A 24,266-nucleotide genomic window follows, 5' to 3' on the forward strand; every position below is an offset into this window, starting at 1 on the left:
CGCACGCGTACAGACGCGGTGTGGGCAGCCAGGGCGTCCACGACGCCCACGGGGGTGGCCCCGCACACCAGCGCAGGCGGTCTGACCAGCCGTAGCGACACCTCACAGAAAGGCGCCCCGGCATGCGGCATGCCACAGAGCACGCGCATCTCCCCACCGCGGAACTGGACACGGCCCTGCGGGGCGGCCCCTTCCATGTGGCGCTGCGCGCCGCGATCGCCGCACGCGGGCTGCCGCTCCAGCGCGTCCAGCACCATCTGTCCCGGCACGGGGTCAAGGTCGGTGTCACCAGCCTGAGTTACTGGCAGCAGGGTGCCCGCCGCCCCCAGCGCCCGGAGTCGCTGCGGGCCGTACGGGCGCTGGAGGAGATCCTCCAGCTGCCGGACGAGTCACTGATCCGGCTGCTCGCCGAGGCCGACGGGCACGCGGCGGGCGGCAGGCCGGCGGGGCGCTCCTACCGCTCCCTGATCGAGGCCTCGGACGTCCTGGACCGGCTCCGGGCCGAGCTGGGCTGGTCCGTCGACGGCGGACTGCACACGCTGGGCCACCACGAATGCGTCCGCATCGGCGCCCGGCGCGAGCTGGCCGGCCGCGAGGCCCACCACATCGTGCGCGCCCACCGCGACGGCGTCGACCGCTTCGTCGCCGTGCACCACGGCGACCCCGGCTGCCGCCCGCACGACATCCGGGTGCGGGCGCTGGAGAACTGCCGCACCGGACGCGTCCGCTGGGACCAGGACACCGGCGTGCTGGCCGCGGAGCTGCTCTTCGACACCCGGCTGAGCCCCGGCGACACCTTCCTCTTCCGGTACGGCATCGAGGACGGCACGGCCGGGCCCAGCCGCGAGTACCTGCACCGTTTCGGCTTTACCGGCGGCCAGTACGCCCTCCAGGTGCGCTTCGACGCGGCCGCGCTGCCGGCCCGCTGCCATCGCTTCACCCAGCACTCGACGGCGGCCCCCCGCACCGGCCGCCACGAACTGTCGGTCACCGGCCCCCACCACTGCGTCCACGTGGTCGAGCCACGGATACGGCCGGGGATCGTGGGGATCGCTTGGGAATGGGAGTGATGTCGGGGCGGGGGCACGCCGGCGTGGAGTGCGGGGGGCTGGGTGCGGCGACTGTGGGCCGCGAGGGGGTGGCTAGCTGGGCGAGCTGGGCGCGCAAGGTCACGGCGGCAGTGCGGTGCGGCCGTACACCCCGTTCACGCGCCAGCGTGGCAGCGTGGCTGTCCGTTCAGGCGCCCGGGCCGGCGATGATCCTGCCGTTCGTGGTCTTCACCGACAGCTCGGTCAGGGGCTCGGTGGCCGGTGACTCGACCACCTTGCCCGTCACGGCGTCGAACTGGCTGCCGTGGCAGGGGCAGATCAGGGTCGTCCCCTGCAGCTTGTTGATGGGGCACCCCGCGTGCGTGCAGATCGTGCTGTAGGCCTTCAGCGCGCCGCTCCCGTCGCGGCTGACGACGACGTTGTGGTCCCGGTAGAGCTTGGCACCGCCCTTCGCGACCTCACTCTCGGCACCAAGATCCACCGGCGCGGTCGGAGTGGCCGCGGCCGGGCTGCCCTGGCCCGGTGCCGCGCATGCGGCCAGGCCGAGCCCGGCGACCGGGGCCACAGCGGCCCCTCGAAGGACGGTACGACGGCTCGCGGACGGTCGGGCGGGCATCTGGGGACTCCACTGCTCAAGGGGTGTGCAGGGCGACGATACCCGGGCACAAGGCCCGGCCCCGCGGCGGGCCGGTGATCACGGGGAGGGGCCGGTGTGCGGCAGTGAGGAGCGCGGGGGCGCTCTGGGACGACTGTGGAGGTGAGCCCGACGTAAACGCTTACGCAAGCGTTTACGCAGGTGCGGTCGATGGGATACCGTCCCGGCCGGAACGACTTCGCCCGGGCCGTGCAGGAGGGAGAGACGATGCCCACCATGGCGGACGTCGCACGGAGCGCCGGGGTCTCCGTGGCGACCGTCTCTCACGTCCTGAACGGCACCCGTCCGGTGCTGCCCCACACCCGCCAGGCCGTGCTCGACGCCATCGACGCGCTCGGATACACCCCCAACACGCTGGCGCGGTCCCTGGTGACCTCCCGCACCCGCTCCATCGGGCTCGCGGTGTCGGCGATCAGCAACCCGTACTTCACGGAGATCCTCCAGGGCGTCGAGGCCGCCGCCCTGGAAGCGGGCTACAGCCTGCTCATCGCCGACCCGCACGACGACCCCGGGCACGAACGCAAGGTCGTACAGCTCCTCCATGAGCGCCGGGTGGACGGCATGATCGTCGCTCCCTCCGCGCGCCCGCACGAACTCGTCGGCTATCTGAGCCGCCACACCGTTCCCACCGTGTTCCTGGACCGGGTGATCGACACCGACGTGTCCGACGGCTCCGTGGTGGCTGGTGGGGCGGACGCCACCCCCGACGAGGTCACGCCCTGGTACGACCAGGTATGCGCCGACAGCGCCGAGCCGACCGCCCGTCTGGTCGCTCATCTCGCCGGGCTGGGCCACCGCAGGATCGGCCTGGTCGCGGGCCTGCCCGGGCTCAGCACCACCAGTGAGCGGGTCTCGGGCTACCGGGACGCCCTCGGCGCCGCCGGCCTGGACCTCGATGAACGGCTTCTGGTGTCCGGCAACTCCGAGTCCACCGGTGCCGAGCAGGCCACGGCCGCCCTGCTTGCCCTCCCCGAACCGCCGACGGCACTCGTCACGGCCAACAACGCCATGACCATCGGCGCCCTGCGCGCCCTGCGCCGGCACGGACTGTCCGTGCCCGACGACATCGCCCTGTGCTGCTTCGACGACTTCGCCTGGGCCGACCTGTTCTCCCCCCGGCTCACCGCCATCGCCCAGCCCAGCAGGCAATTGGGCGCACAGGCCGTCCGGGTGCTCCTGGACCGTCTCGACGAGCCGCGCCGGCCGCCCCGGACGGTACGGCTGCCGTGCGCGTTCGTCCATCGCACGTCCTGCGGATGCCCGGAGGAGCCGGGCGGGTCCGAGGAGCCCGGACACACCGCATCATCCACGTCGTCGCAGAAGGGAACCGCCTCGTGATCGTCGTCGCCGGTGAGGCACTGATCGACCTGGTACCGCAGGGCTCCGGCGCCCTCGCGGCCCTGCAGCCGGCGCTCGGCGGCGGCCCGTACAACACCGCCGTGGCCCTCGGCCGGCTCGGCTCCCGCACCGCGTTCTGCTCCCGGACGTCGCACGACGCCTTCGGTGAGGCCCTGCTCGACGGGCTGCGGCGCGCTGGGGTGGACGTGTCGGGCGTGCAGCGCGGGACGGAGCCGACGACGCTGGCGGTGGCCACGATCGACGACGGTGGCTCGGCCGCCTACTCCTTCTATGTCGACGGCACCGCCGACCGTCTGTTCACCGCCCCCACCGCGCTGCCCGCCGGTACGCGCGCGGTGTCCTTCGGCACGTGCTCGCTCGTCCTGGAACCGGGGGCGAGCGCCTATGAGGAGCTGATGCGCACGGCGGCCGGGCAGGGGCTGTTCACCTCGCTCGACCCCAACATCCGGGCGGGGCTGATCCCGGACGCGGACGCCTACCGGGCGCGTTTCAAGAGCTGGCTGCCCTCGGTGACGCTGCTGAAGCTGTCCACGGAAGACGCCGAGTGGCTGGGCGGCACCCCGCGCGAGTGGCTGGCCGCTGGACCGGCGGCCGTGGTGGTGACCCGAGGCGGGGATGGTCTGACCGCGTTCACCCGGGACGGCGCGGAGTACTCCGTACCGGGTGAGAAGGTCGCCGTGGTGGACACCATCGGCGCCGGGGACACGGTGAACGCCGCCTTGCTGCACAGGCTTTGCGCCCTGGACGCGCTGTCGGAGGAAGCGCTGGCCGCCCTCGGGACGGAGGGCTGGACGCGGCTGCTGCGCTTCGCGGCACGCGCGGCGGCGATCACCTGCTCGCGGGCGGGGGCCGAGCCACCGTTCGCGGCCGAGCTCGGTGATCTGTGAGCGGCCCCTTTTCTCTCTGCTGTCTTCCTCTCTGCTGTTGTCAAGGAGCGGCCGGACCCGTGGTAGGGGGACCTGGCGAACCTCGGAGCCGGGGTGGCTGATGGTGGAACGAGCGGCGCCCCGCGGGGAGTTCCCGCGGGGCGCCGCTTTTCTGCCGATGTGTCAGGCCTTGCGTGCCCGCGTCGCCTTCTTCGCCGGCGTCGTCTTCTGCGTGGCCGTGGCGGCCTTCTTGGTCGCCGTGTTGTTGGCCTTGGCCGTGACCGTCTTCTTCGCCGCCGTCTTCGCCGCGACCGTCTTCCTGGCCGTGGCGGTGCGCTGCGCCGGCACGGGTTCCGCGTCACTGATGCGGTCGGCGCCGAGGATCTCGCGCAGGAACTTGCCGGTGTGGCTGGCCGGAACCCCGGCGACCTCCTCGGGCGTGCCCTCGGCGACCACGAGGCCACCGCCCGCGCCGCCCTCCGGACCCATGTCCACGACCCAGTCGGCGGTCTTGATCACGTCGAGGTTGTGCTCGATGACGATGACCGTGTTGCCCTTGTCGACCAGGCCGCCGAGGACCTTCAGCAGCTTGCTGATGTCCTCGAAGTGCAGACCGGTGGTCGGCTCGTCCAGGACGTAGACCGTGCGTCCGGTGGATCGCTTCTGCAGCTCGCTGGCCAGCTTCACGCGCTGGGCCTCACCGCCGGAGAGCGTGGTCGCGGACTGACCGAGGCGGACGTAGCCGAGGCCGACGTCCTTCAGCGTCCTCAGGTGCCGGGAGATGGCCGGGACGGCCTCGAAGAACTCGGTGGCCTCCTCGATCGGCATGTTCAGCACGTCGGCGATGGACTTGCCCTTGTAGTGGACCTCCAGGGTCTCCCGGTTGTACCGGGCGCCGTGGCAGACCTCGCACGGGACGTAGACGTCCGGGAGGAAGTTCATCTCGATCTTGATCGTGCCGTCGCCCGCGCAGTTCTCGCAACGGCCGCCCTTGACGTTGAAGGAGAAGCGACCGGGCAGGTAGCCGCGGACCTTCGCCTCGGTGGTCTCGGCGAACAGCTTGCGGATGTGGTCGAAGACGCCGGTGTACGTCGCCGGGTTGGACCGCGGGGTGCGGCCGATCGGCGACTGGTCGACGTGCACGACCTTGTCCACCAGGTCGTCGCCGTCCACGCGCGTGTGCCGTCCGGGGACGTTCCTCGCGCCGTTCAGCTCGCGGGCCAGGTGCGTGTACAGGATGTCGTTGACCAGCGTCGACTTGCCGGATCCCGAGACGCCTGTGACGGCCGTGAACACGCCCAGCGGGAAGGACACGTCGATGTCCTGCAGGTTGTTCTCACGCGCGCCGTGCACGGTCAGCCGTCGGGACGGGTCACGGGGGCGGCGGATGTCCGGCACCGGGATGGCCTTGCGACCCGAGAGGTACGCGCCCGTCTGCGACTCGGTGTTGGCGAGCAGCTCCTTGAGGGAGCCGCTGTGCACGACCTTTCCGCCGTGCTCGCCGGCGCCGGGGCCGATGTCCACGACCCAGTCGGCGACCTTGATGGTGTCCTCGTCGTGCTCCACGACGATGAGCGTGTTGCCCATGTCGCGCAGCCGGACCAGGGTCTCGATCAGCCGGTGGTTGTCGCGCTGGTGCAGGCCGATGGACGGCTCGTCCAGCACGTACAGGACGCCGACGAGGCCGGAGCCGATCTGGGTGGCCAGCCGGATGCGCTGAGCCTCGCCGCCGGAGAGGGTGCCCGCCGCGCGGTTCAGCGAGAGGTAGTCGAGGCCGACGTCGACCAGGAAGCGCAGCCGCTCGTTGACCTCCTTCAGTACTCGCTCGGCGATCTTCTTGTCGCGGTCGCTCAGCTTCAGCCGGCCCAGGAAGTCCGCGCAGTCGCTGATCGACATCGCGGAGACCTCGGCGATCGACTTCTCCATGATCGTGACCGCGAGGACGATCGGCTTCAGGCGCGTGCCCTGACAGGAGGGGCAGGGCACCTCGCGCATGTAGCCCTCGAAGCGCTCGCGGCTGGCGTCGCTCTCGGCCTCGCTGTGCCGGCGCTTCACGAAGGGCACGGCGCCCTCGAAGGGCGTGGTGTACACGCGCTCGCGGCCGTACCGGTTGCGGTAGCGGACCTCGATCTGGGTCTTGTGGCCGTAGAGCAGGGCCTTCTTCGCACGCTGGGGCAGGCCGGCGAACGGGATGTCCGTACGGAAGCCGAGCGCGTCCGCGAGGGCACCGATCAGGCGGCCGAAGTAGTCCTTGGTGTGCCCGTGCGACCAGGGGTGGATGGCGCCCTCGTCCAGGGTCTTTTCCTCGTCCGGGACGATCAGCTCGGGGTCCACCTCCATGCGCGTGCCGATGCCGGTGCAGTCGGGGCAGGCGCCGAAGGGCGAGTTGAAGGAGAAGGAGCGGGGCTCCAGTTCCTCGAAGGACAGGTCGTCGTACGGGCAGTACAGGTGCTCGGAGTACATGCGCTCGCGCTCGGGGTCGTCCTCGGGGAGGTCGACGAAGTCGAGCACGACCATGCCGCCGGACAGGCCGAGGGCGGTCTCCACGGAGTCGGTGAGGCGGCGCTTGGCGGACTCCTTCACCGTGAGGCGGTCGACGACCACCTCGATGGTGTGCTTCTCCTGCTTCTTCAGCGCCGGCGGGTCGGACAGCTGGACGGTCTGCCCGTCCACGCGCGCGCGGGAGTAGCCCTTGGTCTGCAGGTCGGCGAAGAGGTCGGCGAACTCGCCCTTGCGCTCGCGCACGAGCGGCGACAGCACCTGGAAGCGGCTCCCCTCCGGCAGCTCCAGGACCTTGTCGACGATGGCCTGCGGCGACTGGCGGGAGATCGGGCGGCCGCACTCGGGGCAGTGCGGCTTGCCGATGCGCGCGAAGAGCAGTCGCAGGTAGTCGTAGACCTCGGTGATGGTGCCGACCGTCGAGCGCGGGTTGCGCGAGGTCGACTTCTGGTCGATGGAGACCGCCGGGGACAGGCCCTCGATGAAGTCGACGTCCGGCTTGTCCATCTGGCCGAGGAACTGCCGGGCATACGAAGAGAGCGATTCCACGTACCGGCGCTGGCCCTCGGCGAAGATCGTGTCGAAGGCCAGGGAGGACTTGCCCGACCCGGACAGGCCCGTGAAGACGATGAGCGAGTCACGCGGCAGGTCGAGCGAGACATTCTTCAGGTTGTGCTCGCGCGCGCCACGGACGATGAGACGGTCGGCCACGCCGGTCCGCACCTTTCTTGAGAGAAGTGACAGGGGCGGGGCCCCCGTCCTTCTTCAGACTAGGGGGAGCCACTGACAACGCCGGTCGGATTCTCCGGTTGCATAACAATCCCCGGCCATCCAGCATGCCCGACGCCGCCCTCGACGATATAGCACGTGCTTTCGATTTGTGGACGAGGTTCACCACCTTCACCCGAAGGTGTGGTGGGGCTAGGGTCAGGCCCATGATTGATCACGCTCATGACCTGGCATGTGTACGTGACGCGACCGAACGGCTGCTCACCGCGGTCGCCAAACTGGACAACGCGTCGCTCGCCGAGCCGTCACGGCTTCCGGGCTGGACCCGCGGGCACATCCTCGCCCACCTCGCCCGCAACGCGGACGCGCTCGTGAACGTGCTCGAAGGCCGCCCCATGTACGCGAGCGCCGAGGCGCGGGACGCCGACATCGAGCGTGACGCCCCGCGTCCCCTCGACGACCAGCTCGCCGACCTGCGCGAGAGCGCGGCCCGCTTCCAGGCGGTGGGAGACGTGCCGGCGGACTGGTCGCGCACGGTTCAGCTGCGCAACGGGGTCACCGACTCGGCGTCCCGCGTGCCGTTCCGGCGGTGGGTCGAGGTCGAGCTGCACCACGTCGATCTCGGCATCGGGTACGAGCTGGAGGACCTTCCGGCCGAGTTCACGGACCGGGAGATCGACTTCCTGGCGGAGCGCTTCGCCGGGCACAAGGACGTCCCCTCGACCGGCCTGAGCGCGGGCGATGGCCGGAACTGGACCACGGGCGGCGGAGCGGAGGGCGGACCGGTCGGGGTCGAGGGGTCGGCCGCCGACCTGCTCGGCTGGCTGGCCGGGCGACGCGACGGGTCCGGCCTGACCACGAACGGCACGCTGCCGAAGCTGCCTCCGTTGTAGGTCCCGGAGGGTCCGCGGGGCCCCTCCGCTATAGGCTGATCGTCATGACGTACACCGGAGAGGTCAGGGTCGGCGGACCGGCGGATGTGCACGAGCTGAAGGACCTGATGATCACGAAGATCGCGGTCGGCCCGATGGACAACAACGCTTATCTGCTGCGCTGCCGGGCCACCGACGAGCAGCTTCTGATCGACGCCGCCAACGAGGCGCAGACGCTCCTGGGCATGATCGGTGACGACGGCATCGCGTCCGTCGTCACCACACATCAGCACGGCGACCACTGGCAGGCGCTCGCCGATGTCGTCGCGGCCACGGGCGCGCGTACGTACGCCGGCCGCGAGGACGCCCCCGGCATCCCCGTGCCCACCGATGTCCTCGTGGACGACGGCGACGTCATCAGGGTGGGACAGGTGGAGCTCACCGCGCGGCACCTCGTCGGGCACACTCCGGGTTCCATCGCCCTGGTCTACGACGACCCGCACGGCCACCCGCACGTCTTCACCGGCGACTGCCTCTTCCCGGGCGGTGTCGGCAACACGCGCAAGGATCCGAAGGCCTTCGCCAGCCTGATCCACGACGTGGAGACGAAGATTTTCGACGTGCTGCCCGACGAGACCTGGGTCTATCCCGGGCATGGTAACGACACGACCCTGGGCGCGGAGCGGCCACAGCTGCCGGAGTGGCACGCGCGCGGGTGGTGAGCGCCGGGCGCTTTCCTCTCCCGAGCGCCGGGCGCGTGCTCGCCACGCGCCCCGTGTGAACGTTTCGCACGCGCCGGGGGCGCGTACGCGCTCCCCGCACGCCCTGTCACGCGGTCAACTGGTGGCAAACCCGCAGAGGGTGACGGCTCCTCTGCGGCAGGGCCGCCGGTCTTCAACCCCGCCCTCGGCCGGCGGCCCAGGCCAATGGCCCTCACTCTGAGGGTCGTTCACACGACCGCAACACCCGTTCCCAGCATGCGGACAGTTATGGTCGTGACCTGGACAAACGCGGGGTTCGCTGCCAATCTCCCGCCATGTACACAGCCCCTCGTGTCCTGCGCCGTGCGGCAGCCGCCGTCACCGTAGCCCTGCTCGCCACCGCCGTCGCCTGCGCTCCGCAGCCGGAGGAGAAGGCGTCGGCCTCCCCCTCCGGCTCGGCCGCGAAGAGCTGCGCCAAGGGCAGGCTGGCCACCAAGACGTCCGGAAAGCTGACGATCGCGACGGACGAACCGGCGTACGAGCCCTGGTTCAAGGACGACAAGCCCGCGAACGGCAAGGGCTTCGAGTCGGCGGTCGCCTATGCCGTGGCCCGGCAGCTGGGTTACGGCCAGAGCGCGGTCGTATGGCAGAGCGTGCCGTTCAACAAGGCGTTCGCGCCCGGCGAGAAGACCTTCGACTTCGACATCAACCAGGTGTCGATCAGCACCGAGCGCAAGAAGGCCGTCGACTTCTCCTCGGGCTACTACGACGTGCGCCAGGCCGTCATCGCGCTGAAGGGCAGCAAGGCCGCCAAGGCGACGAGCATCGCGGACCTGAAGGGCCTCAAGCTGGGCGCCCAGGTGGGCACGACGAGCCTCGACTACATCAGCGACGTGGTGAAGCCGTCGCAGCAGGCGGCCGCGTACTCCAAGAACGACCAGGCCGTCTCCGCGCTCAGGAACGGTCAGGTGGACGCGATCGTCGCCGATCTGCCGACCGCCTTCTACGTCACCTCCGCCCAGGTGACCAACGCCAAGATCGTCGGCCAGTTCGAGAACAAGGGCGGTACGCCCGAGCAGTTCGGGCTCGTCCTCGACAAGGGCAGCGGCCTCACGTCGTGCGTGACGTCGGCCGTGGACGCCCTGCGCAAGGACGGCACGCTGGCGAAGCTGGAGCAGCAGTGGCTGTCCGACGCCGTCGACGCTCCGGTGCTCAAGTGACGGTCACAAAGGAGGAGTCCGGGGAGGACTCCGGCGAGCACGCCATGCGCGACGGGTATGTCCCGTCCGAGCGGCGACTGGAACGTGAACGCCACAAGCGCGCGCGTGCCCGCCGCGCGACGGCGATCGCCGCCTTTTCGACCCTGGTCACCGGCGTCGTCCTCTATCTGGTCGTCGTCAACGCGCCCGGCTGGCCGCGCACCAAGGAGACCTTCTTCGACGGGCAGTACGCGCGCGAGGCCCTGCCCAAGGTCCTCGAAGGGCTGTGGCTCAACGTCCGGCTGCTGCTGATCTGCGGCGTGCTGGTACTCGTCCTCGGCATGCTGATCGCCATCGCGCGCACCCTGCCCGGGCCCGTGTTCTTTCCCCTGCGGGTGCTGGCAGCCGCCTACACGGACTTCTTCCGCGGTCTGCCACTGATCATCAATCTGATGATCGTGGTCTTCGGGGTGCCCGCGCTGCGCCTGCAGGGCGTGACCGTCGATCCCGTCCTGCTCGGTGGTACGGCGCTGACACTGACCTACTCCGCTTATGTCGCCGAGGTGTTCCGCGCCGGCATCGAGTCCGTGCACCCCTCCCAGCGCGCGGCGGCCCGCTCGCTGGGCCTGACCAACCGTCAGGCACTGCGGTACGTGGTGCTCCCCCAGGCGGTACGGCGTCAGGTGCCACCCCTCCTGAACGACCTCGTGTCGCTCCAGAAGGACACCGGGCTCGTGTCGATCGGCGGCGCGGTCGACGCCGTGCGGGCGGCCGACATCATCGCCCAGCGCAGCCTCAACTACACGCCGTACATCGTCGCGGGCCTGGTCTTCGTCGCACTGACCATTCCGATGACCCGGTTCACGGACTGGGTGACGGCCCGGATGGACCGGCAGCGGGCCCAGGGAGGATCGCTATGAGCGACATCGTCGCGCCCGTGCTGCGCATGGAGTCCGTCCGCAAGACCTTCGGCGGCTCCGTCGTGCTGCGCGACGTCGGTCTGGAGGTCGCCCCGCACACGGTGACCGCGCTGATCGGCGCCTCCGGCTCGGGCAAGTCCACGCTGCTGCGTTGCGCCAACCTCCTGGAGGAGATCGACGACGGCGCGATCTGGCTCGACGGCGAGGAGATCACCGATCCCCGTGCCGACCAGGACGCGGTGCGGCGCCGGATCGGCGTGGTCTTCCAGGCGTACAACCTCTTCCCGCACATGACCGTGCTGGACAACATCACGCTGGCGCCGCGCCGGGTGCACGGCGTCTCCCGCGCGGAGGCCGAGGAACGGGCCAGGGAGTTGCTGGAGCGCCTGGGACTGGGCGCCAAGGCGGATGCCTATCCGGACCGGCTCAGCGGCGGTCAGCAGCAGCGTGTGGCGATCGTGCGGGCGCTTGCCGTACGGCCCCGGCTGTTGCTGCTGGACGAGATCACGGCGGCGCTCGATCCCGAACTCGTGGGCGAGGTGCTGGAGGTGGTCCGGGATCTCAAGGACGACGGCATGACCATGGTGCTGGCGACGCACGAGATGGGCTTCGCTCGGGACGTCGCCGACCAGGTTTGTTTTCTGGACGGTGGCGTCGTGCTGGAGCGTGGCACCGCCGAGCAGGTCTTCGGCGACCCGCAGCAGGAGCGCACGCGGCGCTTCCTGCGGCGGATCGTGGAGGCGGGCCGGCTGTAGCTACGCGTCGGCCTGGGCCGCGCCCACCAGGGCGGCAACCCGCTCCACACCGAAGACGTAGCCCTGTACTCCGCATCCGGCGATCACGCCGTCGGCGCGCAGCGAGACATAGGAGTGGTGCCGGAACGATTCGCGCTGGTGGATGTTGGAGATGTGCACCTCCAGCACGGGCATGCCGTCGCAGGTGTTGAGTGCGTCCAGGATCGCGACCGACGTGTGGGAGTAGGCGCCGGGGTTGATGACGATCCCGCAGTGGTTCAGGCGCGCCTCATGGATCCAGTCGACCAGCTGACCCTCGTGGTTGGACTGCCGGAAGTCCACGGTGCCGCCGTGCGCGGCCGCTGCCTTGGCACACATCGCCTCGATGTCGGCCAGAGTGTCCCTGCCGTAGATCTCGGGCTGGCGCTGGCCGAGCAGGTTCAGGTTGGGCCCGTTGAGGATCATGATCGGGGCGTTGGCCAGGGTGCGGGGCACGTTTCCTCCGGTCCGTTCGGGGCGGTACGTCGACGACCGCCGCTCGCACCCGGTCTATCACGGGTGACCGGAGCACATGGCGGGCCACGTGCGCCGGAGGCCTCGGCGGCGCACGCCACGGTCGCCCGATCGCCTCCGCGCGCCCCGTAACTGTTGATCACGGTGGGTGGTTGACGCGGCATGCAGCCTGTACGTGCCGTGAGCGCCCCTTCGATGCCGAGACTCGCCGCCGCGTCCCTGGCGGGGACCGCGATCGAGTTCTACGACTTCTTCGTCTACGGGACCGCGGCGGCCCTGGTGCTGGGGCCGCTGTTCTTCCCGACGTTCTCGCCGGTCGCGGGGACGTTGGCGGCGTTCGTGACGTTCGGGGTGGGGTTCGTGGCCCGGCCGCTGGGTTCGGTGGTGTTCGGGCATCTCGGCGACCGGCACGGGCGGCGGCCGGTGCTCGTCGCCTCGCTGCTGCTCACGGGCGCCTCGACCGTCGCGGTGGGCTGCGTGCCGTCGTACGGGACGATCGGCGTCGCCGCGCCCCTGTTGCTGCTCGTGCTGCGCTTCCTGCAGGGTCTCGGGCTGGGCGGGGAGTGGGGCGGAGCGGTCCTGCTGACGGCCGAGCACGCGCCGGCCGCGCGACGCGCGCTGTGGTCGAGCTTCCCTCAAGTAGGGCCTGCGGTCGGCTTCGTGCTCGCCAACGGGGTGATGCTCGCCCTGTCGGCGGCCCTGCCCGACGCGGAGTTCGCGCAGTGGGGATGGCGCGTGCCGTTCTGGGTCGCCGGTGCGCCGGCGCTCGCCGGGCTGTGGTTGCGCTCCTCGCTCGCCGAGAGCCCCCGGTTCCTGGAAATCGACGACCACGCGCGCGTGCCGCTCGTCGAGGTCGTACGGCATCACGGACGGCTGGTGCTGCTGACGGCCGGCGCGCTGGCCATCGGATACGCGGTGTTCTACGCGGTGACGACCTGGTCGCTGGCGTATGCGACGGAGCGGCTCGGGGTGAGCCGGACGGTGATGCTGACCTGCGTCATGGCCGCGGTGGTGGTGAAAGGGGCCCTCACGCCCTTGGTGGCGCTGCTCGGCGACCGCTACGGGCGGCGCCCGATGTGTCTGACGGGGTGCGCCGCCTGCGTCGTGTGGATGCTTCCGATGGTGGCGCTGCTGGCCACCGGCCGGCCCCTGTTGATGTTCCTGGGCATCCTGGGCGCGCTGATCGCCTTTGTCACCATGTTCGCGGTCATCGCCGCCTACCTGCCCGAACTGTACGAGGCGCGGGTGCGCTGCACGGGCGCCGCGGTGGGCTACAACCTCGGCGGGGTGCTGGGCGGCGCGCTCACCCCGATCGTGGCCACGGCACTCGCGGAGCAGAGCGGGCGGGTGCCCTGGGCCGTGGGCGTGTATCTGACGGGCATCGGGCTGATCAGTCTCGTGTGCTTCACGCTGCTGCCGGAGACGCGGCCGGTGCCCGTGCCGGTGGTGGAGCCGGCGACGGGCTGACCGGCCGGGACCCAGGACGTCGGCGACGGGCCACAGGCCTCCCGTGGAGGGACCGGGCGGGTGGGCGTGCTACGGGCTGATGGCCAGTTCCAGGTAGGCCGCGAAGAGCACCAGGTGGACACCGCCCTGCAGGGGCGTGGCCCGTCCCGGCACCACTGTCAGGGAGCTGACCACGATGGTCAGTGCGAGCAACAGCATGTGTGTCGAGCCGAGGCCGAGGACGAGCGGTCCGGACAGCCAGATCGAGGCGAGGGCGACGGCCGGGATGGTCAGGCCGATGCTGGCCATGGCCGAGCCGAGTGCGAGGTTGAGGCTGGTCTGCACCCGGTCGCGGCGTGCGGCGCGCAGCGCCGCGATCGTCTCCGGCAACAGCACGAGCAGGGCGATGATCACACCGACGACGGCCTGGTGCAGTCCGGCTGCCGCCACGCCCGACTCGATGGTGGGTGACACACCCTTGGCCAGGCCGACCACGCCGATCAGGGCGAGGCCGAGCAGGCCGAGGCTGTTCCGGGCGGTCCGCGCGGACGGGGGCCGGGCGTGGTCGTCGGCGGTGATGACCTCGCCCTGCCGGGTGATCGGCAGGAAGTAGTCGCGGTGGCGCACTGTCTGGGTGGCCACGAACAGTCCGTAGAGGATCAGCGAGGACAGCGCGGCGAAGGTCAGCTGCACCGAGGAGAACTCGGGTCCGGGCTTGCTGGTGGTGAAGGTCGGCAGCACCAGGCTGAGCGTGGCGAGCGTCGCCACGGTCGCCAGGGCGGCGCCGGTGCCCTCGGGGTTGAAGACCGCGGTGCCGTGCCGCAGGGAGGCGACGAGCAGACAGAGCCCGACGATGCCGTTGCAGGTGATCATCACGGCGGCGAAGACGGTGTCCCTGGCCAGGGTGGAACTCTTGGCGCCGCCGTCCGCCATGAGGGTGACGATCAGGGCCACCTCGATGATCGTGACGGCGACGGCGAGCACCAGGGAGCCGAAGGGCTCGCCGACGCGGTGGGCGATGACCTCGGCGTGGTGGACGGCCGCCAGGACGGAGCCGGCGAGCACCAGGGTCACCAGCGCGACGACAGCGCCCGGCAGGTTGCGGCCCCAGGTGAAGACCAGGAGGACGACGGCGAAGACGGGCACGAGGGTCGTCCATTGCCGGGTGAGCGTCCGGAGCCGAGTGATCATGCGGTGATGGTCGCAGAGACGTACAGGGTTCGCATTCCGCTCTTTTCCGATGCTTCTCCTCTCCTTTCCGATACCTCTCGTCCCTTCCGCCGCGGGGCCCGCACCGGCGGGAGCGGGTGTCTGCTTCGCGCGCTCCCGCTCCCGCCCCGGCCGTATCTGCCGCAGGCCCGGTCAGGCGTCGACGCTGTCCTTGGCAGCGGCTTCGCCGGCTGCGTGCGCGGCCTCGACGGCGGGCTGCTTCCTGGTGGCCATCAGGCTGGTGATGGTCGTGACGACCAGGACCGCGCAGATCACGCCGAGCGAGACCGGGATGCTGATCTCGGGGACGTGGACGCCGGACTCGTGCAGGGCGTGCAGCACCAGCTTGACGCCGATGAAGCCGAGGATGACCGACAGGCCGTACGAGAGGTGGACCAGCTTCTTCAGCAGGCCGCCGATGAGGAAGTACAGCTGCCGCAGACCCATGAGGGCGAAGGCGTTGGCGGTGAAGACGATGTACGGGTCCTGGGTCAGACCGAAGATCGCGGGTATGGAGTCCAGGGCGAACAGGACGTCCGTGGTGCCGATGGCGAGCATCACGACCAGCATCGGGGTCATGACCCGCTTGCCGTTCTGCCGTATCCACAGCTTGGTGCCGTGGTACCGGTCGGCCACACCGAACTTGCGCTCCGCGGCCTTCAGCAGCTTGTTCTCCTCGTACTCCTCGTCCTCCTGGTCCGCGCGGGCCTCCTGGACGAGCTTCCAGGCGGTCCAGATCAGGAAGGCGCCGAAGAGGAAGAAGACCCAGGAGAAGCCGGCGATGATCGCGGCTCCCGCTGCGATGAAGACGGCCCGCAGGACCAGCGCTATGAGCACGCCGACGAGCAGAACACGCTGCTGGTACTGCGCGGGCACCGCGAACTTCGCCATGATCAGGACGAAGACGAAGAGGTTGTCGACACTCAGCGACTTCTCGGTGATGAATCCCGCGAAGAACTCGCCGGCCGGCTGTCCGCCGCCGAAGACGAGAAGGCCGAGGCCGAACAGTCCGGCCAGGGCGATCCAGACGCCGGTCCAGATTCCGGCTTCCTTGATCGACACCTCATGGGGCTTGCGCCCGATGAAGAAGTCGACCGCGATCAGGGCGGCAAGGCCCACGATGGTCAGGACCCACAGGGTCATGGAGACTTCCACTGCACCTCCGGCATTACGTAACGGCAAACACGTCAGCGTCGTCGCTGCCGGAGGTCTCTTCCACCCGCGTCGGGCCGACGCCCCGGGACCGGAACCGGTCCGTATTGACGGGTGCGCCGCAGTCAGGGAGTACTCCCCTCCGTACGGAAGACAGTACCCAATCACCAAAGAAAGGTAAAGAGAAAAGTAAAATAAAGACCAAGATTCCTGGTCAGAGGCTTTTAACTGCGCTTGGTCATGGCCTTGGCCACCTCGGTGAGCACTTGGTGCACGACCTGGCTCCCGGCCGGCACCAGCGACGGTTCGTACGTCCAGGCGTGCCCCACCCAGGGGTCGGCGAAGTGATCGTCGGGCACCGGGGTCAGTCGCATCAGCGAACGCCACAGCGGATCGAGCAGGGGGCCGTAGGCGGCGGCGTCCTCGCGGTCCGCCACCAGCAGGAGGTGGACACCGACGTCGGGGCCCTCGTCGGCGAGATAGCGCAGCCGGGTCACCGCCCGCTCGTCGAAACCGTGCGGGAAGTCGTTGACGATCAGCAGCTGACGTGCGGTGTCGACATCGGCCGGCAGCGATTCGGGTGCGCCGCCGCGCACCGCCATCTGCACCAGGTCGACTCGCCGGGTGAGCCGCTCCAGCGTCTCCGTCACCCCTGCCGCGCCGGTCGCGGGAGGCGAGACCAGCACGCCGGTCCGGGTGAGCGGGGCGAACGCTGCCGCCCCGGTGCCGGCCGGGTCGATGATCCGTACGGCGAAGTCCCCCGCCGGATGCACGGCGAGCAGCCGCGCCGTGAGCGCCACCGCCGCTTCCAGGGCCAGGTGCCGCAGCTCGGTGGAGTCCGGGAAACCGCCGGGTGCCGCCGCCGGTCCGCTGTCGAGCCACAGACCGCGCTCCAGCGGGAGCCTGACGAGCAGAGGGATGCGCAGCGGCACGCTCTCGGGGAGATGGAGGTCGCCGAGGCGCAGGGCCATCGGCGGCTCGGCGGGCACACGGTAGCCGTGCCAGACGGGGTTGTCCCAGCGGGCGTAGGCGGGCGGAAGCGCGGGTTCGACCACCTCGGACTCGGCCGTGAGCTGGCCGAGGTCACGGTCGAGGACCGCACGCGCCTGGTCCACCAGCTGTGTCCGGCGGGCGTGAGCCGCCTCGCGCGCGGCGTCGCCCGCGGTGCCGAGCCGGCCGCGGGGGTCGGTGAGGGCCTGGTCGAGTTCCTTCTCCAGGCGGGAGTCGGCGAAGTCGACGGCGCTGCGGTATGCGGCGGTCGTGCGGGCCAGGTCCTCGAACATGCCCCAGACCTGGTTGTACAGCCGCTCCTCCATCGACCAGCCCACGGCGTCGCCCGCGACGGGCTGCGCGGGCCGGCCGTCGGCGGCCGGAGCCACCGGAGGCGGTGTGTCGTGCGGATGACGGCCCGGGTGCGTGTAGTCGACAGGGGTGCCGGGGTCTCGTGGGGCTGTGCCGCCGGATGCCTGGGTGTCGTACGGCCCGGCAGCCGGCGTGACGCGCGCGGCGGAGACGGACGCGTCGTGTGGCAGGGCAGCAGAGGTGTCCTGCGGGGCGCGGGCCGAAGTCCCGTGCGCTGACGGTGCGGAGGTCGGTGTCGACAGCGCGCGGGACGGGCCGTGGGCGGCCGCCTCGCCAGGGGCCGCCGGCCCGCCGAGGGCCGTCGCCGCATGGGCGGCGGCTCCGACGTCGGCGGCCTCGCGCAGGCCCTGGTCGGCCAGGAGCGCGGGGAGCCCGGCCTCGTAGCCCTGGCCCACCGCACGCACCTTCCAGGCGCCCTGTCTGCGGTACAGCTCCAGAGCGAGCACGGCCGTCTCGCTGTCCAGGCCGGTGAGGGTGTAGCAGACGAGTTCGGTGCCGTCGGGGCCCTCGACCGTCGTGTGCGGGGCGGCGACGGCACCGAACCGGAGCGGTGCGCCGGCCTCGGTGGGCAGGGCGAGGAAGACGCTGACGCGGTGGACGGCCTCGGGGAGGGCGCCCAGATCGACGGTGAGCCGGTGCCTGGTGGCGGCGTGCCGGGGCACCTCGACGCCGGGCAGGGCGGGGGCGCCGGGGTGGGCCACCCACTGGGCACCGTGGACCGTGCCGTTCTCGTCGCCGAGTGTGGCTCCGGCCAGGACCGGCGCCCCGGCCGAGATCCGGATCGCCAGCCGGACCTGGGACAGCGGGTGGTTCTGCCCCCGCACCAGCTCGGCCGTCATCGCCGTCGCCCCCTGTGTCGTTGTCGTTCTGTCCTGCGCTCCGCCGGTCGAGCGGGCGGGCCTAAAGGTGCTTCTGGATCTCCGGCATGAGGTCCTGGAACGTACGGCCGTAGGCCGCGGCGCCCAGGGCGGTCATCGTCCAGCTGGAGCCCGCGCGGTGCACCTTGGCCATGATCTGGGCGGTGTAGTCGCCGCCGCCGTCCAGCGTGTAGCGGGCCAGCTCCTGGCCATTGGTCTCGTCCACGAGACGGCAGAACGCGTTCTGCACCTCCTGGAAGGTCTGGCCCGTGAAGGAGTTCACGGTGAAGACGATCTGGTCGATGTGGACCGGAACGCGCTGCAGGTCCACGAGGATCGCCTCGTCGTCACCGCCCTGTCCGGCGCCGCCGACGAGGTTGTCGCCGGTGTGGCGGACGGAGCCGTCGTCGCTCACCAGGTGGCGGAAGAAGACGACATCGACCGGCTGGCCCTCGGCGAAGAGGACGGCCGACGCGTCCAGGTCGATCTCGCGCGTGCGGGACCCGAACAGACCGCGTCGCTTCGCGGCCTGCCAGCCGAGCCCCATACGGACCGCGGTGAGGGTGCCCCCGTCCTTCTTCTCCAGGCTGATGGCCTGACCCTTGCTCAAGTTGACGGACACCGCTGAATCCCCTCTCGAAGGTCCCCTGTTGCCGCGCAGTGCGCGGTTGTCCAGAACCCTACGCAGGGGCGCCGACAGTGCCGAACCCCGGCCCGCGCTTTGTGTCGGTGTTGCAACACTTCGCGCATATACCGAGGTCCGGCAGGGTCGCGGGGCTCAGGCGAGACCGGCCTCCCGCATCTGGCGCAGTTCCTTCTTCATCTCCGAGACCTCGTCACGCAGCCGGGCCGCGATCTCGAACTGCAGCTCCGCAGCGGCGGCGCGCATCCGCTCGGTCATCTCCTCGATCTGCTCGGCGAGTTCGGCCGCCGGGCGGTCCGTGGGAACCGTGGCCGCCGCCTTGCCCTTGGCGGCCTTGCCGGCCTTCGCGGCCTTGGCCGCCTTGTCGCCGAGCGCCGGGACCGGTGCCTTGGCGCCCTTGCCGTCCTTGGACTTGCGGTAGCCGCTGCCGAGCAGCTGCTCGGTGTCGACCTCCTCGCGGGCGATCTGCGCGACGATGTCGTTGATCTTCTTGCGCAGCGGCTGCGGGTCGATGCCGTTGGCCTTGTTGTAGGCGATCTGCTTCTCCCGGCGGCGGTTGGTCTCCTCGATGGCCTTCTCCATCGCCGGGGTGATCTTGTCGGCGTACATGTGGACCTGGCCGGAGACGTTGCGCGCAGCGCGGCCGATGGTCTGGATCAGCGAGGTGCCCGAGCGCAGGAAGCCCTCCTTGTCGGCGTCCAGGATCGCCACCAGGGACACCTCGGGCAGGTCGAGGCCCTCCCGCAGGAGGTTGATGCCGACCAGGACGTCGTACTCACCGGAGCGCAGTTCGCGCAGCAGCTCGACGCGGCGCAGGGTGTCGACGTCGCTGTGCAGATAGCGCACCTGGATGCCGAGCTCCAGGAAGTAGTCGGTGAGGTCCTCGGCCATCTTCTTGGTGAGCGTGGTGACGAGGACACGCTCGTCCTTCTCGGTGCGCTGGCGGATCTCGTGCACCAGGTCGTCGATCTGGCCCTCGGTGGGCTTGACCACGACCTCCGGGTCGACCAGACCGGTGGGGCGGATGATCTGCTCCACGACGCCGTCCCCGCGGGACAGCTCGTAGGTGCCCGGGGTCGCGGACAGATAGACGGTCTGCCCGATGCGCTCCTGGAACTCCTCCCACTTCAGCGGGCGGTTGTCCAGCGCGGAGGGCAGGCGGAAGCCGTGCTCCACGAGGGTGCGCTTACGGGAGGCGTCGCCCTCGTACATGGCGCCGATCTGCGGGACGGTCACGTGCGACTCGTCGATGACGAGCAGGAAGTCGTCCGGGAAGTAGTCCAGCAGGGTGTTGGGCGGGGAGCCGGGCGAACGGCCGTCGAAGTGCATCGAGTAGTTCTCCACGCCGGAGCAGGTGCCGATCTGGCGGAGCATCTCGATGTCGTACGTGGTGCGCATCCGCAGGCGCTGGGCCTCCAGGAGCTTGCCCTGCTTCTCCAGCTCGGCCAGGCGCTCCCCCAGCTCCTTCTCGATGTCGTTGACGGCCCGCTCCATGCGCTCGGGGCCGGCGACGTAGTGAGAGGCGGGGAAGACGTACAGCTGCTGGTCGTCGCTGATGATCTCGCCCGTGAGGGGGTGGAGCGTGGAGAGTGCCTCGATCTCGTCGCCGAACATCTCGATGCGGACGGCCAGCTCCTCGTAGACCGGGAAGATCTCGATGGTGTCGCCGCGGACCCGGAAGGTGCCGCGGGTGAAGGCCATGTCGTTGCGCGTGTACTGGATGTCGACGAAGCGGCGCAGCAGCTCGTCCCGGTCGATCTCGTCGCCGACCCTGAGGGGGACCATCCGGTCCACGTACTCCTGCGGAGTACCGAGGCCGTAGATGCAGGACACCGAGGCGACCACGATGACGTCGCGGCGGGTGAGCAGCGAGTTCGTCGCCGAGTGGCGCAGCCGCTCGACCTCCTCGTTGATCGAGGAGTCCTTCTCGATGTAGGTGTCCGACTGCGGGACGTAGGCCTCGGGCTGGTAGTAGTCGTAGTACGAGACGAAGTATTCGACCGCGTTGTTGGGCAGGAGCTCGCGGAACTCGTTGGCCAGCTGGGCGGCCAGCGTCTTGTTCGGCGCCATCACGAGCGTGGGGCGCTGGAGCTTCTCGATCATCCACGCGGTGGTGGCGGACTTGCCGGTGCCGGTCGCGCCCAGCAGGACGACGTCCTTCTCACCGGCCTGGATGCGCTTGGCGAGGTCGGCGATGGCCGTCGGCTGGTCGCCGCTGGGCTGGTAGGGGCTGACGACCTCGAAGGGCGCCACCGTGCGTTCGATCTGGGAAACGGGCCGCATGTCATCCACCGTACGACCCCGCACTGACAACGGGTCCGGATCAGCGGTTCTGCGGGGTCCGGGACACGTGGCGCTCGGGCCGGTACTCCTCGTGGAGGGCGGGACTGCGGTGCGGGTGGGACGCGACGGCGGAGGCGGGGACACCCGGTTTGTGCTCGACGGGCCTGGGGACGGGCCGGCCCGTGATCATCAGCGGGTCGAAGACCACCAGGATGCCCGCGAGGAGCAGGAAGGCGAGCGGGCCGATCAGCATGGGCGCGAGCACGGACGGCTCCGGGGCGCCTCCCCCGGTGCGGGAGATGCCGTCGAGGTGGACGCCGAGGGCGGCCATGCCCGTGTAGTGCATGCCGCTGACCGCGAGCCCCATGACGAGGCTCGCCCCCACGCTCCACATGAAGCCCCGGACGCGTCCGGCTGCCCACAGCGCGGCGGTGGCGGCCACGACCGCTATGACGACGGAGGCGGCGACGGTGAACGTGTTGTAGGTGAATCGCCCGTGGAAGTGCACGCCGGCCATGCCGAGGTAGTGCATCGAGGCGACGCCCAGACCGGTGATCGTGCCGCCGGTGAACAGCGCGGTGCCGGTGGCGCCCCGGTAGCCGACGATGAAGATCCCGACACCGACCATCACGATGGCGAGGCCGAGGCTCGCGTAGGTGATCGGCTTGTCGTAGTGGATCGACGTCTCCTTGATGGCGAAGCCCATCATGGCGACGAAGTGCATGGTCCAGATGCCGGAGCCGATCGCGGCGGAGCCGAGGGCCAGCCAGGCCGGCCGCCGCGAGTGCGTGACCAGCAGGGACCGGGTGGTGCAGCGCAGGCCGAGGGCGCCGCCGAGGCAGGCCATCAGGTAGGCCACCAATGGAGTGACGGCCCCGTAGCTGAATCCGTCGACCGTGCCTTGCATCCGCGGCTGCCCTTCCGCCCTGTTGCGTCCCGGAATCGTTGAAATGTTCCCCCGGCCCAGGACCGCCGGGGCGGTCAGGGTTGTCGCAGAGAGTATGACCCCCACCGGAATGGTCGAACGATTTTCCGGCAAAGAAACACGGCCTTGCCGCAGTTGTGCGGCACCGGTGTGCGGACTTGGGACATATCCGTTCCGTCTGTGGGCATCGTGCGCTCGGGTGCTGGTGACCGTCTGCTGTCAGGCTGGTTGCTGTCCGTGTTCGCTCGAAGCGAGGAGTCTGCATGCACGCGCGCGTAGTTGCCGCCACGGTCGCCGCGGTCCTGGGGACGGCGGCCCTGCTGAACCCCGGCTCCGACGCCCGGGCCGGCGGCGTCTGCGAGCCCACGGTGATCGCCCACCGGGGTGCCTCCGGCTACGCTCCCGAGAACACGCTGGCCTCGATCGACAAGGCCGCGCAGCTGGGCTTCTCCTGGGTCGAGAACGACGTCCAGCGCACCAAGGACGGCGAACTGGTCGTCATCCACGACGACAGCCTGCAGCGCACCACGAACGTCGAGCAGGTGTTCCCCGGACGGGCGCCGTGGAAGGTGAAGGACTTCACCGCGGCCGAGATCGCCCGGCTGGACGCGGGCAGCTGGTACTCCCCCGCCTACGCGGACACGCGCGTGCCGACGCTGGATCAGTACATGCGCCGGGTCGAGCACAACCACGAGAAGCTGCTCCTGGAGATCAAGAACCCGGAGCTGTATCCGGGCATCGAGCAGCAGACCCTGAAGCTGCTCGGGAACGAGGGCTGGCTGGACCACAAGCACCTGGGCCGGCTGATCGTGCAGAGTTTCAGTGCCGACAGCATCCGGACCGTGCACGAACTGGAGCCCGCGGTCACCACCGGCTATCTCGGCTCGCCCACCGTGGCGTGGCTGCACCAGTACGCGGACTTCACCGATCTCGTCAACCCGCCGTACGGCTCGCTCTCCAAGGGGTACGTCGCGGCCGTGCACGCCTTCGACGGGCCGCACGGCAGGCCGCTCGAGCTGTTCGCCTGGACGGTGAACGACGCGGCGACCGCGCGCAAGGTCGCGGGCTACGACGTGGACGGGATCATCACCAACAAGCCCGACGTGGTGCGGGCGGCGCTCGGCTCGGAGTGAGTGCGGCGGGCATTGTCAGTGGCGGGCCGTACCGTGGGCGCATGGACAGCCATGGGCAGGATGAGCAGCAGGTCGTGTGGGCCGTGGTGGGCACGGACATCGGGCCGCTGATGCTGGCGGCGACGCGTGACGGCCTGGTCAACGTCGTCTTCCACGCCACGGACGCGGTGCGCGACCGCGCCCTGGAGCGGCTGGCGGCCCGGCTGGGCGCGGCTCCGGTGGAGGATCCCGACTCGCCGCTGCTGGCGGAGGCGATACGCCAGCTGCGGGCCTACTTCGCGGGCGAGCGGCACGACTTCGACCTGCCGCTGGACTGGTCGCTGATCTCGGGCTTCAACCGGCAGGTGCTGCGCGAGCTGGCCTCCGGTGTGCCGTACGGCACGGTGGTGGGGTACGGCGATCTCGCCGGGCGGGTCGGGCAGCCGGGCGGGGCGCAGGCGGTCGGCGCGGCCATGGGTGCCAATCCACTGCCGGTGGTCGTGCCCTGTCACCGGGTGGTGGAGAGCGATGGAGGGATCGGCGGCTTCGGGGGCGGCCTGGAGACCAAGCGGCAGCTGCTCGCCCTGGAGGGTGTGCTGCCCGAGCCGCTGTTCTGACCGGCCCCGACTTTTCGTCTCTGACCGGCCCCGGCCATCGGTGTCCGACCGGTCTCGGCTACTCGTCGTAGTGCCGGGCCTCGAAGACGTTGCCGTCGGGGTCGCGGAAGTAGAAGCTGCGCGTGGCGTTGCCGCGGGCGCCGGACAGGCCGTGGTCGATGCCCGACAGGGCGACGCCGTGTTCCTGCAGGCGGGCGCGGAGGGCGTCGAAGGCGTCTCCCGGCAGGGAGAGGCAGACGTGGTTGACGGGGTGGCCGGCGCTCTCGGCCGCACCGGGCAGCATGTTCATGCGGGCGGCCATGGTGAGCGGGGCGAGGTCGAGGATGGTCTCCTCGTTGACGCGTACGGAGGGGAAGGCCACCTTCCCCTCGGCGAACTCGGCGACCCTGATCGGTTCGAGACCGACGGCGTCCTGGTAGAAGCCGGCCGCGGCCACGGGATCGGTCACCCACAGGACGACGTGGTCGAGACGCGTGCTGTTCCTGGTCATGCGCCCAGGCTGGTGGCCTCCCGCACGGTCCGCAAGGGCGACAGGCCGTGAGCGTTTAACGGCGGCCGGAGCCC

The 24,266-nt window shown here is 70.4% G+C and carries 21 protein-coding genes; 11 read left to right on the forward strand and 10 right to left on the reverse strand.

The window, feature by feature from the left end:
- Nucleotides 1–122 precede the first annotated feature (122 nt).
- A complete protein-coding gene (locus tag ACQPXS_RS14110; protein WP_433449511.1) occupies nucleotides 123–1,070 on the forward strand; it encodes a hypothetical protein in 948 nt (315 codons plus the stop codon).
- A 166-nt stretch (nucleotides 1,071–1,236) separates the two neighbouring features.
- Here the strand turns inward: ACQPXS_RS14110 and ACQPXS_RS14115 are convergent, their stop codons facing one another.
- On the reverse strand, nucleotides 1,237–1,665 hold the full coding sequence (locus ACQPXS_RS14115; protein ID WP_433449513.1) for a Rieske (2Fe-2S) protein: 429 nt from the start codon (nucleotides 1,663–1,665) through the stop codon (nucleotides 1,237–1,239).
- Nucleotides 1,666–1,911: 246 nt separating this feature from the next.
- Between ACQPXS_RS14115 and ACQPXS_RS14120 the strand changes: the two genes are divergently transcribed.
- Nucleotides 1,912–3,042 carry a LacI family DNA-binding transcriptional regulator gene (locus ACQPXS_RS14120; RefSeq protein ID WP_433455805.1) on the forward strand — a complete coding sequence of 377 codons (1,131 nt, stop codon included), beginning with the start codon at nucleotides 1,912–1,914 and terminating at the stop codon, nucleotides 3,040–3,042.
- Nucleotides 3,039–3,950 carry a carbohydrate kinase family protein gene (locus ACQPXS_RS14125; RefSeq protein ID WP_433449514.1) on the forward strand — a complete coding sequence of 304 codons (912 nt, stop codon included), beginning with the start codon at nucleotides 3,039–3,041 and terminating at the stop codon, nucleotides 3,948–3,950. The genes ACQPXS_RS14120 and ACQPXS_RS14125 overlap by 4 nt, the downstream gene beginning before the upstream one ends.
- Nucleotides 3,951–4,112: 162 nt before the next feature.
- Here ACQPXS_RS14125 and uvrA read toward each other — a convergent pair whose 3' ends face one another.
- A complete protein-coding gene (gene uvrA / locus ACQPXS_RS14130) occupies nucleotides 4,113–7,139 on the reverse strand; it encodes an excinuclease ABC subunit UvrA (RefSeq protein ID WP_433449515.1) in 3,027 nt (1,008 codons plus the stop codon).
- Nucleotides 7,140–7,363: 224 nt separating this feature from the next.
- Between uvrA and ACQPXS_RS14135 the strand changes: the two genes are divergently transcribed.
- From ACQPXS_RS14135 to ACQPXS_RS14155, 5 genes are all read left to right on the forward strand, one after another.
- Nucleotides 7,364–8,050, forward strand: a complete 687-nt coding sequence (locus ACQPXS_RS14135; RefSeq protein WP_351800761.1) for a maleylpyruvate isomerase family mycothiol-dependent enzyme — start codon at nucleotides 7,364–7,366, stop codon at nucleotides 8,048–8,050.
- Nucleotides 8,051–8,094: 44 nt separating this feature from the next.
- Nucleotides 8,095–8,751: an MBL fold metallo-hydrolase gene (locus tag ACQPXS_RS14140; RefSeq protein ID WP_351800759.1), complete on the forward strand. Its 657-nt coding sequence runs from the start codon at nucleotides 8,095–8,097 to the stop codon at nucleotides 8,749–8,751.
- A 314-nt stretch (nucleotides 8,752–9,065) separates the two neighbouring features.
- A complete protein-coding gene (locus tag ACQPXS_RS14145; RefSeq protein WP_433449516.1) occupies nucleotides 9,066–9,950 on the forward strand; it encodes an ABC transporter substrate-binding protein in 885 nt (294 codons plus the stop codon).
- Nucleotides 9,947–10,849 (forward strand): amino acid ABC transporter permease, encoded by a 903-nt coding sequence (locus ACQPXS_RS14150; RefSeq protein WP_433449517.1) that lies wholly within the window; start codon nucleotides 9,947–9,949, stop codon nucleotides 10,847–10,849. The genes ACQPXS_RS14145 and ACQPXS_RS14150 overlap by 4 nt, the downstream gene beginning before the upstream one ends.
- Complete coding sequence (locus tag ACQPXS_RS14155) at nucleotides 10,846–11,604, forward strand: amino acid ABC transporter ATP-binding protein (RefSeq protein WP_433449519.1); 759 nt, start codon at nucleotides 10,846–10,848, stop codon at nucleotides 11,602–11,604. Before ACQPXS_RS14150 ends, ACQPXS_RS14155 begins: the two co-directional genes overlap by 4 nt.
- On the opposite strand, the gene aroQ is transcribed toward ACQPXS_RS14155, so the two are convergent.
- The gene (aroQ, locus tag ACQPXS_RS14160; RefSeq protein ID WP_351800751.1) at nucleotides 11,605–12,078 is read right to left on the reverse strand and encodes a type II 3-dehydroquinate dehydratase; all 474 of its coding nucleotides are present in this window, start codon (nucleotides 12,076–12,078) and stop codon (nucleotides 11,605–11,607) included.
- Between the two features lie 213 nt (nucleotides 12,079–12,291).
- Between aroQ and ACQPXS_RS14165 the strand changes: the two genes are divergently transcribed.
- The gene (locus ACQPXS_RS14165) at nucleotides 12,292–13,563 is read left to right on the forward strand and encodes an MFS transporter (RefSeq protein ID WP_365326691.1); all 1,272 of its coding nucleotides are present in this window, start codon (nucleotides 12,292–12,294) and stop codon (nucleotides 13,561–13,563) included.
- 69 nt (nucleotides 13,564–13,632) lie between these two features.
- Here the strand turns inward: ACQPXS_RS14165 and ACQPXS_RS14170 are convergent, their stop codons facing one another.
- From ACQPXS_RS14170 to ACQPXS_RS14195, 6 genes are all read right to left on the reverse strand, one after another.
- Entirely contained in the window at nucleotides 13,633–14,733 is a 1,101-nt protein-coding gene (locus ACQPXS_RS14170; protein ID WP_433449521.1) for a calcium:proton antiporter, read from the reverse strand.
- 171 nt (nucleotides 14,734–14,904) lie between these two features.
- Nucleotides 14,905–15,906 carry a TerC family protein gene (locus ACQPXS_RS14175; RefSeq protein WP_433449522.1) on the reverse strand — a complete coding sequence of 334 codons (1,002 nt, stop codon included), beginning with the start codon at nucleotides 15,904–15,906 and terminating at the stop codon, nucleotides 14,905–14,907.
- Nucleotides 15,907–16,127: 221 nt separating this feature from the next.
- The gene (locus ACQPXS_RS14180; RefSeq protein WP_433449523.1) at nucleotides 16,128–18,104 is read right to left on the reverse strand and encodes a TerD family protein; all 1,977 of its coding nucleotides are present in this window, start codon (nucleotides 18,102–18,104) and stop codon (nucleotides 16,128–16,130) included.
- Nucleotides 18,105–18,165: 61 nt separating this feature from the next.
- Nucleotides 18,166–18,744, reverse strand: a complete 579-nt coding sequence (locus ACQPXS_RS14185; protein ID WP_351800743.1) for a TerD family protein — start codon at nucleotides 18,742–18,744, stop codon at nucleotides 18,166–18,168.
- 156 nt (nucleotides 18,745–18,900) lie between these two features.
- A complete protein-coding gene (gene uvrB / locus ACQPXS_RS14190; RefSeq protein WP_365326372.1) occupies nucleotides 18,901–21,048 on the reverse strand; it encodes an excinuclease ABC subunit UvrB in 2,148 nt (715 codons plus the stop codon).
- Between the two features lie 40 nt (nucleotides 21,049–21,088).
- On the reverse strand, nucleotides 21,089–21,955 hold the full coding sequence (locus ACQPXS_RS14195; RefSeq protein ID WP_433449525.1) for an MHYT domain-containing protein: 867 nt from the start codon (nucleotides 21,953–21,955) through the stop codon (nucleotides 21,089–21,091).
- A 281-nt stretch (nucleotides 21,956–22,236) separates the two neighbouring features.
- On the opposite strand from ACQPXS_RS14195, the gene ACQPXS_RS14200 reads away from it, so the two are divergent.
- The gene (locus tag ACQPXS_RS14200; protein WP_433449527.1) at nucleotides 22,237–23,106 is read left to right on the forward strand and encodes a glycerophosphodiester phosphodiesterase; all 870 of its coding nucleotides are present in this window, start codon (nucleotides 22,237–22,239) and stop codon (nucleotides 23,104–23,106) included.
- 41 nt (nucleotides 23,107–23,147) lie between these two features.
- Nucleotides 23,148–23,702: a methylated-DNA--[protein]-cysteine S-methyltransferase gene (locus ACQPXS_RS14205; protein ID WP_351800736.1), complete on the forward strand. Its 555-nt coding sequence runs from the start codon at nucleotides 23,148–23,150 to the stop codon at nucleotides 23,700–23,702.
- 58 nt (nucleotides 23,703–23,760) lie between these two features.
- On the opposite strand, the gene ACQPXS_RS14210 is transcribed toward ACQPXS_RS14205, so the two are convergent.
- Nucleotides 23,761–24,192 carry a VOC family protein gene (locus ACQPXS_RS14210; RefSeq protein WP_433449530.1) on the reverse strand — a complete coding sequence of 144 codons (432 nt, stop codon included), beginning with the start codon at nucleotides 24,190–24,192 and terminating at the stop codon, nucleotides 23,761–23,763.
- Nucleotides 24,193–24,266 lie beyond the last annotated feature (74 nt).

Source organism: Streptomyces sp. CA-142005 (genome assembly GCF_050942335.1).
Taxonomy (GTDB): Bacteria; Actinomycetota; Actinomycetes; order Streptomycetales; family Streptomycetaceae; genus Streptomyces.

Coding starts and splice junctions, on each gene's coding strand:
- ACQPXS_RS14110 (WP_433449511.1), top strand. CDS start 123: ATGCGGCATGCCACAGAGCACGCGCATCTCCCCACCGCGGAACTGGAC.
- ACQPXS_RS14135 (WP_351800761.1), top strand. CDS start 7,364: ATGATTGATCACGCTCATGACCTGGCATGTGTACGTGACGCGACCGAA.
- ACQPXS_RS14205 (WP_351800736.1), top strand. CDS start 23,148: ATGGACAGCCATGGGCAGGATGAGCAGCAGGTCGTGTGGGCCGTGGTG.
- uvrB (WP_365326372.1), bottom strand. CDS start 21,048: ATGCGGCCCGTTTCCCAGATCGAACGCACGGTGGCGCCCTTCGAGGTC.
- ACQPXS_RS14210 (WP_433449530.1), bottom strand. CDS start 24,192: ATGACCAGGAACAGCACGCGTCTCGACCACGTCGTCCTGTGGGTGACC.
- ACQPXS_RS14180 (WP_433449523.1), bottom strand. CDS start 18,104: ATGACGGCCGAGCTGGTGCGGGGGCAGAACCACCCGCTGTCCCAGGTC.
- ACQPXS_RS14145 (WP_433449516.1), top strand. CDS start 9,066: ATGTACACAGCCCCTCGTGTCCTGCGCCGTGCGGCAGCCGCCGTCACC.
- ACQPXS_RS14115 (WP_433449513.1), bottom strand. CDS start 1,665: ATGCCCGCCCGACCGTCCGCGAGCCGTCGTACCGTCCTTCGAGGGGCC.
- ACQPXS_RS14170 (WP_433449521.1), bottom strand. CDS start 14,733: ATGATCACTCGGCTCCGGACGCTCACCCGGCAATGGACGACCCTCGTG.
- ACQPXS_RS14155 (WP_433449519.1), top strand. CDS start 10,846: ATGAGCGACATCGTCGCGCCCGTGCTGCGCATGGAGTCCGTCCGCAAG.
- ACQPXS_RS14120 (WP_433455805.1), top strand. CDS start 1,912: ATGCCCACCATGGCGGACGTCGCACGGAGCGCCGGGGTCTCCGTGGCG.
- ACQPXS_RS14165 (WP_365326691.1), top strand. CDS start 12,292: ATGCCGAGACTCGCCGCCGCGTCCCTGGCGGGGACCGCGATCGAGTTC.
- ACQPXS_RS14140 (WP_351800759.1), top strand. CDS start 8,095: ATGACGTACACCGGAGAGGTCAGGGTCGGCGGACCGGCGGATGTGCAC.
- ACQPXS_RS14195 (WP_433449525.1), bottom strand. CDS start 21,955: ATGCAAGGCACGGTCGACGGATTCAGCTACGGGGCCGTCACTCCATTG.
- ACQPXS_RS14200 (WP_433449527.1), top strand. CDS start 22,237: ATGCACGCGCGCGTAGTTGCCGCCACGGTCGCCGCGGTCCTGGGGACG.